This window comes from Tolypothrix bouteillei VB521301 (assembly GCF_000760695.4).
GTDB lineage: Bacteria > Cyanobacteriota > Cyanobacteriia > Cyanobacteriales > Nostocaceae > Scytonema > Scytonema bouteillei_A.
In genome coordinates, this window is sequence record NZ_JHEG04000001.1 from 1732564 (window position 1) to 1744864 (window position 12301).

10 protein-coding genes are annotated in these 12301 nt (G+C 42.2%); 9 read left to right on the plus strand and 1 reads right to left on the minus strand.

Annotated features, from left to right (window positions below; all coding sequences use genetic code 11):
• The first annotated feature begins 338 nt into the window (after positions 1 to 338).
• The 4 genes from HC643_RS07000 to HC643_RS07015 all read left to right on the plus strand — a co-directional run bounded on the left by HC643_RS07000 (position 339) and on the right by HC643_RS07015 (position 4351).
• Complete coding sequence (locus tag HC643_RS07000) at positions 339 to 1811, plus strand: efflux RND transporter periplasmic adaptor subunit (protein ID WP_038090657.1); 1473 nt, start codon at positions 339 to 341, stop codon at positions 1809 to 1811.
• Between the two features lie 13 nt (positions 1812 to 1824).
• Positions 1825 to 3084: an ABC transporter permease gene (locus HC643_RS07005; protein ID WP_038090592.1), complete on the plus strand. Its 1260-nt coding sequence runs from the start codon at positions 1825 to 1827 to the stop codon at positions 3082 to 3084.
• A gap of 56 nt (positions 3085 to 3140) precedes the next feature.
• Positions 3141 to 3827 carry an ABC transporter ATP-binding protein gene (locus HC643_RS07010; RefSeq protein ID WP_272899717.1) on the plus strand — a complete coding sequence of 229 codons (687 nt, stop codon included), beginning with the start codon at positions 3141 to 3143 and terminating at the stop codon, positions 3825 to 3827.
• Between the two features lie 278 nt (positions 3828 to 4105).
• Positions 4106 to 4351 carry a DUF7219 family protein gene (locus tag HC643_RS07015; protein ID WP_038090595.1) on the plus strand — a complete coding sequence of 82 codons (246 nt, stop codon included), beginning with the start codon at positions 4106 to 4108 and terminating at the stop codon, positions 4349 to 4351.
• A gap of 282 nt (positions 4352 to 4633) precedes the next feature.
• Here HC643_RS07015 and HC643_RS07020 read toward each other — a convergent pair whose 3' ends face one another.
• Entirely contained in the window at positions 4634 to 4816 is a 183-nt protein-coding gene (locus HC643_RS07020) for a hypothetical protein (protein WP_038090597.1), read from the minus strand.
• Between the two features lie 316 nt (positions 4817 to 5132).
• Between HC643_RS07020 and HC643_RS07025 the strand changes: the two genes are divergently transcribed.
• From HC643_RS07025 to HC643_RS07045, 5 genes are all read left to right on the plus strand, one after another.
• Positions 5133 to 6953 (plus strand): MASE1 domain-containing protein, encoded by a 1821-nt coding sequence (locus tag HC643_RS07025; protein ID WP_038090600.1) that lies wholly within the window; start codon positions 5133 to 5135, stop codon positions 6951 to 6953.
• Between the two features lie 478 nt (positions 6954 to 7431).
• On the plus strand, positions 7432 to 8196 hold the full coding sequence (locus HC643_RS07030; RefSeq protein WP_038090603.1) for an alpha/beta fold hydrolase: 765 nt from the start codon (positions 7432 to 7434) through the stop codon (positions 8194 to 8196).
• Positions 8196 to 8777 carry a TetR/AcrR family transcriptional regulator gene (locus HC643_RS07035; protein WP_038090611.1) on the plus strand — a complete coding sequence of 194 codons (582 nt, stop codon included), beginning with the start codon at positions 8196 to 8198 and terminating at the stop codon, positions 8775 to 8777. The genes HC643_RS07030 and HC643_RS07035 overlap by 1 nt, the downstream gene beginning before the upstream one ends.
• 140 nt (positions 8778 to 8917) lie before the next feature.
• Positions 8918 to 9142: a hypothetical protein gene (locus HC643_RS07040; protein WP_050046332.1), complete on the plus strand. Its 225-nt coding sequence runs from the start codon at positions 8918 to 8920 to the stop codon at positions 9140 to 9142.
• A 286-nt stretch (positions 9143 to 9428) separates the two neighbouring features.
• Positions 9429 to 12299, plus strand: a complete 2871-nt coding sequence (locus HC643_RS07045) for a PAS domain S-box protein (RefSeq protein ID WP_038090614.1) — start codon at positions 9429 to 9431, stop codon at positions 12297 to 12299.
• Positions 12300 to 12301 lie beyond the last annotated feature (2 nt).

Below are 12301 nucleotides of genomic sequence, written 5' to 3' on the forward strand. Positions count from 1 at the left end.
AAAAATAGGAATTGGACTATTTTCAACCAAGCTCTCATCCCCAAACCTTGACCCCTTTCCCCTAGATCCTGAGCCAACACCATGACAAAAGTCACAAAGCTATAGTTACTTTTTTCCCAAATTAATTGGGAGTTTTGCTTCATGCCATCTATATAGTTGAGCGCCTACGATGATCGGTGAGCAGTTGTTAGTTATCAGTTATCGCGTTTAAGTGGTCACTGTTCACTGGTTACTGTTCTCTGATAGATTGTCTCATGCTCCATCTCCCCAGTCCCAAATAAATGGGGGCTTGGGAGTTTTTTAAATTTATTATTAAATTACAGGATAATTGTTACGGGATGACGGAAGTGAAGGAAGCATCAGAATTAAACAGCAGTACGCGACCTTGGAAAGAAACTGACTCTCTCAAGAGGCGTGTGAAAATCAGTATACCAAAATGGGCAGTGGCATTGCTGATTTTAGGGCTTCTTGGGGGAGGCGGCTACTTCGGGGTACAGCAATTCATGATGACACAGCGTCAGGAATTTCGCCGTCGCATTCAAACAGCATCTGTTGAACGAACAAATCTTCCTGTCACGATCGCAGCCAACGGCACTGTCAAGCCAGAGCGCTCGATTAACGTCAGCCCGAAAAACTCAGGCGTTCTCAAGCAACTCCTTGTCAAGGAAGGCGATCGCATCCGGCAAGGACAAATTTTAGCATATATGGATGACTCCAACCTGCGAGGGCAACTTACCCAAGCCAAAGGAGAATTAGCAAATGCCCAAGCAAATTTGCGGTTGGTGCTAGCAGGTAACCGGAGTGAAGATATTGCCAAAGCAAGATCTGATGTAATGAAAAACGAAGCCCAACTTCTTCAAGCAAAATCTCGCCTGGACTTGGCAACCTCTCGGGTGAAGCGGTTGCAGGGTCCGGTGTCAGAAGGAGCTGTTGCTCGTGACTCGTTAGACGAAGCTTTAACGGAAGAACGTAATGCCAAAGATAATATAGAACAGGTCAGAGCCAGCTTAGCTGTAGCCAGAGAAGAACTTGCCAAGCAAAAGAATGGTTCTCGTCCGGAGGAAATTGACCAAGCACGCGCTCAAGTCTTATCTGCACAAGGGCGTTTGCAGACAACACAAGAACAAATCAACGATACAATTATTCGCGCTCCCTTCGCTGGAGTCGTCACGCGTAAATATGCTGACCCCGGAGCCTTCGTAGCTCCCACCACAGCAGGAAGTGATGTGTCTTCTGCTACTTCATCTTCTATTCTTGCACTGGCATCGCAAAATCAGGTAACAGCAAAAGTTGCTGAAACTAATATTTCTCAAATCAAATTAGGACAATCGGTCACAATTAGAGCAGACGCTTATCCAGATAAAACGTTTACAGGAAAGGTAATTCAAGTTGCAGCCCAGTCCACAGTGGATCAAAACGTCACAAACTTTGAAGTCAAAGCCTCCCTGAGCGATCCGCAAAACATACTGAGATCTGGGATGAACGTGAATGTAGATTTTAACGTGGGGCAATTAGATAACGCCTTAGTCATTCCCACAGTTGCCATTGTGAGGCAAGACAATTCTAGTGGAGTTATGGTGCTATCTGATTCTAAAGAAGGAAACAGAAAACGACCGCGATTCCGACCAATTTCAACTGGCGTCACAGTGCGCAATAAAACCGTAGTTCGCTCTGGTTTGAGTGAGGGAGAACAAATTTTGTTGAGTTTTCCACCAGGGTCACGTCCCCAGCAGGGAATGGGTCCCAGAATGTCGCCTTTTGGCGGCGGTGGCGGTGGCGGTGGCGGCGGACTGCCAAGGCGCGTGCGTTAGGAGGGGTATTTTTATGGCAAAGTCTATTAAATTAACCAAAATTTCGTTATTTGAAATTCTATCGATGGCAGTGGAAGCCCTGTGGAGCAATCGTCTCCGCACGGGATTAACAATGCTGGGAGTTATTATAGGTATTACTTCGGTTATTGCCGTGACCTCTGTGGGGCAGGGTATACAGAAAGCAACCGAGCTACAGATTCAAGCGCTTGGTTCTAATGTCATGCTGGTGCTAGCGGGATTTGCTCGCACTGGGGGGATCAGTCAGGGTGTTGGGACTTCATCAACTCTCACTTGGGAAGATGCACGAGCAATAGCCGAGCAAGTTACGGCGGCGGAATCTGTCACGGCTTATCTACAGCGTGGAGTTCAGGTGGTTTATGAGGGACAAAATATTTCTACCACGGTTCTGGGTACAGATCTCAATTACCCAGAGGTGAGAAATGTTAACCCTCAAGAAGGGCAGTACTTTACTCAAGAAGACTTGGATAGCGCCAAACCAGTGGTTGTTCTGGGGAGTAAGGTGCGGGACGATCTTTTTGGTGTTGGGGGGTCAGCGATCGGGGCTAATATTCGCATTCAAAATGGACGATATACAGTTATTGGGGTGATGGAGGAGAAAGGCGCATCGGGAACTCAAAACCAAGATGACCAGATGTATATCCCGCTGACAAATATGTCTGCCAGAATTGTTGGTAACAATGCTCTCAACGGTACGGCTATTAATGGTGTGTGGATCAAAACTCGAGACGAGGCGCAGTTGGATGCGGCTCAGTTTCAGGTGACAAACTTGCTCCGCATTCGGCACAACATTTACCCGCCTCAAGCAGATGACTTTCGCATCATCAATCAAGTTGATATTATCAACACTTTTACCAGTGTTGTAAGTCTGTTTACCGTTTTGGTAGGAGCTATCGCTGGTATTTCCCTGATTGTTGGGGGGATTGGTATTGCTAATATCATGTTAGTTTCAGTTGTGGAAAGAACCAGAGAAATTGGTATCCGCAAGGCAGTAGGAGCAACCAAAAGTGCCATTCTGAGTCAGTTCTTGACTGAAGCGGTGGCTGTAGCCATTGTCGGTGGAGCAATTGGTATTGGTTTTGGCATTTGCTTGACCTTTATAGCTGCTAATGTGTTTAAATTTCCATTTATTGTGTCCTTCTGGGCAATTGTTGCTGGTTTTGGTGTCTCGTTCATCACGGGATTGGTAGCAGGAGTTATCCCAGCCCGTAACGCTGCTCGACTCGATCCCATTAATGCTTTACGGAGCGATTAAAATTATGAATTATGAATTATGAATTATGAATTCGTAGAGGGTAGGAAATTATTATTATGGCAGCGATGATTTGGATGGAAAGCATTACCAAAACTTACCGTTTGGGTGAGACTGAAGTACCAATCCTGAAAGGGATTGATTTGACAGTAGAGGAAGGTGAGTATGTTGCCATTATGGGAATGTCCGGTTCTGGTAAGTCTACTTTGATGAATATCATAGGTTGTTTGGATCGCCCCACAAGCGGATACTATGTTTTAGAGGGTCAAAATTTGACGACTTTAAATGATGATGAGTTAGCTTTTATCCGCAACCAGCGTCTTGGTTTTGTGTTTCAGCAATTCAACCTTTTGCCTCGTGCGACTGCTGTGGAAAATGTTATGCTACCCATGGTTTATGCAGGGGTTCCCAAGCATCAACGACAGAAGAGAGCGATCGCAGCTTTAACAAGAGTTGGGTTAGCAGAAAGGCTGAACAACCGCCCCAACCAACTTTCCGGCGGACAACAGCAAAGAGTCGCGATCGCCCGTGCTTTAGTGAATCGTCCTGCTTTGGTGCTTGCAGATGAACCAACAGGTGCATTGGATAGTCAAACTTCACAAGAAGTAATGGATTTACTGAGTGAATTAAACCATCAAGGCATCACAATTGTCATTGTGACTCATGAACCTGATGTTGCTGCAAGAACTAATAGGGTTATTCACGTTAAGGATGGATTGATTGTTTCTCCTGTTAGCGCTCTTTAGAAAAATCCGTAAACTCTTTACCTCCATTTGGATCTATCTGTGGGTGAATGCTCTAAGACAAATAGGTATGGTAGGTTAGGGGTTCTGCGGTCAGACTGCCCGTAAAAATCTAAATGCCACTATATAACAAACGATAAAGGTTATATTACAAAACTTTATTTTGCCTTATAGGCAAAAAAAGTTTATTTAGCTTCTAAATTTGGGCATTCTTAATAGTATCCAGAAGAGCCAACAACTATGTTAGTGCTTCTTCCTGTTTTGCATGGAGATAAATTGATATGAAAAGTGATTTTCTTTACCCTCATAAAGCCTACCATGGTGTTACAACTCCAGAAAATCTTAAGTTTGACGCAATGTTGCAGTACTTTACACAACGCGTTGACTATATTGTAGGATTAGAAACTAATGGCAAGCTTCCCAGCGTTGAAGCTTTTGAAAAAATCCAGTCTTTATGGGAACAATTGGATAACTTAAAAAAAGAACTCGGAATTGGAAAATCCAGTTCTAATGGTGACCAAAAGTAAACTAATTAGAGAAGCGATCGCATGCTGTGTAAGGAAACAATAATTCAAAGTGTTCTTTTTCTCAGAAAGAAAGCAGAACCAAGTCCACACTCTTTAGATTCAAGAAGAAAATTTTTGCAAGCCCCCTTTGATGATTGGATATCCAAGGGGGCTTTTTCTATAAGAAACTGCAGAAGCACGCAGACGAACACAAGTTAACCACTCCTCGACTATTGCGGTACGAGGCTTTATCCCCCTCCGCAAGTAACAGAGCTTCAAGAGTTCTGGTTTGCATTGATGGTCTTACTTATCCTGTTGAGACTCAACTCCTTCATCAATCCAAAGATCGATGGCTGCTTTTACTGCTGATTCAGTTATGGCAGACCACTCTTTTTCATTAATAATTGTCCTAAAGACGGCTCTTTTACCGTGTCCAACTTTTTCTATTGGGTGTCCACGATATACTACATTTTTAGGCTTAATCATTTTTTTCCCAATTTTAATAACTATTGTAACTTACATCTGATAGTATTTTTGAACTATTGACACTTACTTGAGATTATTAAGCGCTCAATCGATCGTCAAAATCAATCGGCTGACTGAACTTTAATATTTTTAGTATCTTTTATTACCTCTTAAGGAGCTTTGATAAGTATATATAGGCATAATGTAATATCTACCCCTACCTGAAGTCCTACGAAATACCTTTCTTGTAATGGTAGAAAATTATTGCTGGTTAAGAAATCATCCAGTTTGGGAATTCTAAAAAGAGCAATATTCAAAGCTCGCTCTGAGGCTATAGATGTTCCCAAAATCAGCTTTGCCAAAATTTAGTTTTCGGTGCGATCGCACTCTGTTAATTGGGTTTTTAATCCTGCTACCTGTTCATTGTGCCCTAGCCAAGTTAGCAACAGCATTTACGTTTCCAGATGGCGCAACTGCCATTTGGCCTTCATCTGGTGTCTTTTTGGCAACAATGCTGCTGTTTGGGCGACGGTTTTGGATTATCTTGCTGCTTTGTGATTTTATTATTGTCCGAGCGATTTATGGCAATATACTTGCTTCTTTTGTATTTGCATCACTGGATACGCTCGATCCACTAATTATTACTACCTTAGTTATTCGTTTTATTCCAAAACGCTACCCATTTCATCGCGCCAAAGATGCTATTAAATTTATTATATCACTTTTCACTTTTACGCCTTTCACTACCTTAGTAGGGGCAATAACTCAGTGTTATTTCGGTATTTCAAGCTGGAACAACTTTCGACTAGTTTGGCTGGGGTGGTATATCAATACAGTTGTCAGTATGTTAATTATTACTCCAGTCTTATTAGCCTTCCACAATTTCCTCACCCATCAGCGATTCCAACGAAAATCGATCGCCGAATTTCTTGTAGTCACAGCCCTGTTGGTTGGCATTGGCTTTGCAGCTTTTTGGAGCAATAATCCGGTAGAGTATTTGATGGTGCTGCCATTACTGTGGGCGGCTTTTCGCTTGCAACAGTGGCAAACTACACTTTTAATTATTGTAATGGCCAGCATTGCAATTGTTGGCACATCTAAAGGGTTTGGCTCATTTACTAAAGAGTCAGTTGGTACTTCTCTGTTGCTGTTGCAATCTTTTATAAGTGCATTGACTATTGCAACATTAATTCTATCAGCAGCAATGCAAGAAAATCGTACCTCAGCTAGCCAACTAGAACAAGCTAACAATGAGCTAGAACATCGTGTTGAACAGCGAACTGCAGAACTGAAGCAGACTCTAAAAGAATTGCAAAATATGCAAGCGCAACTTGTTCAAAAAGAAAAAATGTCCAGTTTGGGACAGTTGGTTGCTGGTGTAGCCCATGAAATTAATAATCCAGTTAACTTCATTCATGGCAATATAGCCCACGTGCAAGAATATACGCAAAATTTATTAGGGTTTGTGGAGTTACAGCAGCAGTATAATCCTGACCCCGCCCCGGAAATTGTCACAGCTGCTGAGAATATAGATTTGGAGTTTTTGCAAGAAGACTTGCCAAAAATATTATCGTCGATGAAATTAGGTACCGATCGCATTCGTCAAATTGTCTTGTCGTTGAGAAACTTCTCACGCATGGACGAAGCTGAATTTAAAGAAGTTGATATTCATGCAGGAATCGACAGTACATTGATGATTTTGCAACATCGCCTCAAAGCCACATCAGAAAAACCAGAAATAGAAGTGATTAAAAATTACGGTATTCTACCTTTAGTTGAATGTTATGCCGGACAACTTAACCAGGTGTTTATGAATATTCTGGCCAATGCTATCGATGCCTTAGAAGAGGGCAATGCTAAGAAAATTAAAGACGAGTCTAATAGAATTACAATTCGTACAGACGTTGTTAATTCAAATTGGATAGAAGTGACTGTCGCTGATAATGGAATTGGTATTGCAAGCAACATCCAACAGCGAATATTCGATCCCTTCTTCACCACTAAACCCATTGGTAAAGGCACTGGAATGGGGCTGTCTATTTGTTATCAAATTATTACAGAAAACCATGCAGGCAAACTAGATTTCTGCTCAATTCCTAATGAAGGAACTGAGTTTATCATTCAGATCCCTTTTCAGCAACAAGCTCGTGCTAAATAAGCCGAAATATTGTATCAAATTTTTAGAAAAATTCTAGAGTCTTTAAAAATTTTATATGTCATAGGTGAGATAAAGTCATAATAAATTATCTATACAGGCGATTGTAGGTTGATGAGGTATGCGAATTTCCTAACAGCGAAGCGAAAGGAGTTAGCACGGCTGCTGCGGCAATGACTGCTTTGTATTCAATCTCACTTTACAGCATCGCGTTTGTATTGGACAGACTCAAGTCTTGGCCACAAATGTGCCCGTGTCAATAAAATTCGTCACGCATCCTTCGTCATTACATATGGAGGACTCAACACAACCGATTCAGAACGTGGAGCGGCTTCAAAGCTTCTTTGAATTTTTTATTGACTAAATGTTCAGTCATAAATAGAATAAAAATAACGTAAAAGCGAAAACAGACTTGTCATCACATAAAGTTGACCCTGTTATTCATCAAATACGCTGATGTTACCTGATAGAGGATACGAAGATGGATTTACATTACGTTCTTCAAGGCAATGGCGAGCCGATTGTCTTCCTTCACAGTGGTGGAGCTGATTTGCACGATTGGGATTTCATTGCTCCAAAATTGGCTCAATTTTACAAATGCATAGCCTACGATGGTCGGGGTGCAGGACAATCGCCATCACCGAATGAAATTCCCAACTACGTTGAGGATTTGAAAAACCTTCTCGATTTTTTTGACATCCATAACACAGTTTTGGTAGGGCATTCAATTGGTGGACAGATTGCTACCAATTTCGCTCTTACATATCCGCAACGAGTATCAAAACTAGTTCTGATTGCTCCTGGGCTGACAGGATACCAGTTTTCACCCAACATGGTTGAGAGGTTTGAGCAGATTCAATCTGTGGCTCCAAATTTTGAGAAAATGGCACAACTCAGTTTGGAGTTACCTATTTACCAAGTGGTGATGGCGAGTCCGCAGCGCGATCGCATGGTAGAGATGACAACGCACAATATACTCCGAGGGCTTGAATGGCAGCATCTGTGGAAGAACGTGCAAGTTTGGGGGGAATTACCTGCTATTCCCCCATTGAACGAGCTAGCAGTAAAAACTCTATTGATTATCGGTACTCAAGATAGTGAGGATTGTTTCCGCATTGCAGACTTATTCAAACAAGTTCCTGACATTCGCTTTGCCCGCATTGAAGGTGCAGACCATATGCCGACGCTGACTCATTCATTAGAAATTTCTAGTATTATCAAAGAATTTCTTGGTGAGTCGAAATAATGCCCCGCACCCCGTCTGAAAATGAAAGTATCCGTCGTGCTTCAAAGCAGCAAATCCTCAAAGCAACGATGGATTTATTTTGTTCTAAAGGCTACCATTCCACATCTATCGATGATGTGGCAAAGCGAGCGCAAATCTCGAAAGGATTGCTCTATCACTATTTCAAAGGTAAAGAGGAACTGCTTGCAGCAATCGTTGATATGCGAATCAATGACATATTAATTGTGATGGAAGCAGCAAGGGCAAAAAAAACTCCTGTCGAGCAAATCCGACACATTCTCGAAGGTGCTTTAGAGGATAAACCAGAGATTTTTCGTTTTTACCTCAATCTCTTTACTCAACCCCGACTCGATCCCATTGTGGCTAAGTACGGTCAAAAGTTAATGGATGAGCAAATCCGCCAATTCGAGGTGCAGACTCAGATGTTCATCAACCTTGGGGTGGCAAATCCGCGAGAGCGAAGTCTTTATTTTTCCTCCACAATTCAGGGGATTATGCTGATGTATTCCACCTACCCGCAAACCTTTCCCCTTGAAGAAGTTAAGGCTATTGCGATCGCGGAGTTTTGCGCCAATGGTTGAGATACCTCTAAGTCATTTGGGTTGGCTCCGCAGTCAATAAAGCTATTCCACTCAAAATGCTCTAACTGCGAGATAATAGCAAACAAGCTCACTCATTTACCAAAATGAATTTTTAACAAAACTTTTAAAGAGGTGCAACCATGATGACGATTGCTCAAGATCGCGATTCAACACACCTTGAAAACAACCTGCTTCGGCAAATCAGAATCAAAGAACATCAGTTGAAAATTGCCCGAGAATTTAATATGATCTACGTCGCTGAAACATTACAGAAGCAATTATCAGAGTTAGAGAAACAATTGCCAGACTCATACAACCTTGAATTTCAAGCGTTGATGAGTTTGTTAGATGAGGAAGATTTGTAACTTGCTAATACAATGTCTTATGGGTCTTTGGTGTTTTTTGGTCTCAATCTGACTGAAGAAAGCTAGAGGCATTTTGTTTTTTAAATCATTCTCTGTGGAAGTGGTTCATCCGATTGGGTGAATGCGAAATTCGGCTTTGAACGGTACCCTGAAAATATAGCTACTAACAACACGCGAGCGCTTCTCAGCGAAAAAAGATGAGTTTTCTACTCAAATCTTAACCGAAAGCTGAAATGCCCATCGCTTACATTTATACGAGACAATCGCTTGTGAATAAGGTCAGAGAGTGGATGAACCCGTGAAAGCCCTGCATACACCAACTTCCCAATTAGAAGCATTCTCTCACTTAGAAAGAATTGCTGCCAATTTACCGGGAATGATTTTCCAATTCCTCAAACGGCAAGATGGTTCCCGAACTGTTATATACGCCAGTTCTGGCTGTCAGGAACTTTTTGAATTGGAACCAGAATTGGTGCAAGCAGATTTTCAGATATTGTATAACCTAGCTCATCCACAGGATGTCAAAAGTTTTGAGCAATCCATTGCCACATCTTGTGCAACAGGCGAACCTTGGCGCTGGGAGGGTCGAATCATCACCCCTAGTGGCAAACTGAAATGGGTTCAAGCAGTTTCGCGCCCGGAACAATTACCCTCAGGAGATATCATCTGGGATGGGCTAGTTATTGACATTACAGATCGGAAACTCGCAGAAGAAAAATTGCGAGAAAGTGAAGCAAGATATAAGGCAATTTTAGACGCAATACCCGACTTAATGTTCCGTCTCAGTCGCGATGGTAAGTATCTGGACTTTAGAGGTGAAGGTACAGATGTCATCATTCCCAGACATGAAATTATTGGGAAGCACCTGCAAGATTTCTTACCTGCTGATGTTGTCTCACTCAGCCAACAAGCGATCGCCAACGCTTTGGATTCTCAAAGCTTACAAACTTGTGAGTATCAACTGCCATTTCCACAGGGAATGCGCGATTATGAAGCACGGTTAGTTGTGAGCGGACAAGATGAAGTTTTGGCAATTGTTCGGGATATTACCAACCGCAAACAAACAGAAGTGAATTTAAGAAGTTTGGCTGAGAAATTTGCTAAAATTTTTCGTGCCAGTCCAAATCCAATTACAATTAGCACGCTCAGCGAAGGTCGTTTTATAGAAGTTAATGATAGTTTTGTCGAACAGTCAGGTTATCAGAGAGAAGAAGCGATTGGTCGTACTGCTACCGAACTTAAAATCTGGGTGAAGAATCGCGATCGCATTGCACTCTTACAAGAATTACAGAAAAACGGTGTTGTTCGCAATATGGAAGCAGAATTTCGCTGCAAGTCTGGTGAGGTGAGAACGGGGTTATTTTCTGCTGAAATTATTTCTTTGGATGGCGTTCAATGCCTGCTATTTATCAATCATGACATTACAGAACGCAAAAGAGCAGAAATTGCTCTGCACGAATCAGAGAAAAAATTTTCTAAAGCCTTTCGTTGCAGTCCCAACCCTATTACCATCCTCTCACTTAAAGATGGACGCTATGTTGACGTCAACGATACCTTTATCCAAATTACGGGCTTCCGTCGAGAAGAGGTCATCGGTCGTACTCGTAGGGAGTTAAATATTTGGGTAAACCCTCAAGATTCTGTCACAATACATCAGATTTTACAACAACAGGGATTTATTCGGAATTTAGAAATTGAGCTTTATAACAAATCGGGTGAACCTAGGGTCGTTTTGTTTTCAGCTGAAGTTATTACTCTTGGTGGAGAACCCTGTATGCTTTGTGTTACTAACGATATCACAGAACGCAAAAAAGCGGAAGATTTATTACGGCTGTCAGCAAAACGCGATCGCCTGTTAGCACAAACCTTAGGAAGAATTCGTACCTCACTCGAGCTCGACCAAATCTTGCAAACAACTGTCAATGAAGTCAGGCAATTTTTAGACACAGACAGAGTTTTTATTGCATTGAATGAGTCCTCTTCAAAGTCTAATATTCTAGCTGAATCTGTCGATCCCAAATATCCATCTATCTTAGGTTGGAAGAGTGACGATGAAACGCTTTTGGCAGAATTAAAAGGGTTGATTGGGAGCAATCGGTTGCGAGTTGTGGAAGATATTTCTCAAACAACAATCTCAGCAAAAGTTAAAAACCTCTATCAACAATTTCAAACCAGAGCAACCTTGGCTGTACCCATTATGATGGGAGAGGAAATGTTTGGTGCTTTGATTGCAAACCAGTGTAGTAAACCGCGCTCCTGGCAGGCAATGGAAATTGATTTGCTTCAACAAATGTCAGAGCAAGTTGCGATCGCAATTCAGCAAGCGCAACTCTATCAACAACTCGCGCTCCTCAATACTAACCTAGAACGTCAAGTCGAAGAACGAACAGCACAATTGCAGCAGAAGATGCTGGAACTCCAAGAATTGAATCGGGTGAAAGATGTGGTTTTACACACAGTTTCTCACGAACTGCAAACCTCAGTAATGGGTAACTTGATGGTACTGAATAATTTGTTGGGGGCTGAAGACCAGGGGATCTCATTCCCCCCACCTCCCCATCTCCCACTCTCCTCTATCCCCGTCTCCCGTTCCATCCTAGAGAGAATGTTACAAGGAAACGATCGCCAACTACAGATGATAGAGTCTTTACTGGAATTGCATTCTAGCTCGGCACGCGGAATTCCTCTCCATCAAGAAAAAGTATCATTTAGTCTGTTGATTGAGGGGATCGCTAAAAATTTGGAACCGATGCTCTTACAAAACCAAGCAAGTGTAAAAAATTTGGTTCCAAAAGGTTTACCATTAGTTAGTGCCGATCGAGCTAAATTGCAGAAAGTTGTCAACCAATGGATTACACATAGTTGCCAGTACAATCCACCAGGACTAAAATTTACTCTGAAAGCTGTAGTTCAGGATGGTGTCATTCGATTTACGATTCAAGATGATGGTATCAGCATGAGTAAGATAGAATGCGATCGCCTGTTCGATTTGTACGTCCGCGATCCCCAAGCTCGATGCTCCACAGGTATTGGCTTGAAGATGTTTCTGTGTCGGCAAATTATCAAAGCACATGGTGGTGAAGTTGGTGTTAGTAGTAACCGCAAGCGAGGCTTAACTTTCTGGTTTACATTGCCCCTGGCAAGTCTTTCTTCATGAAA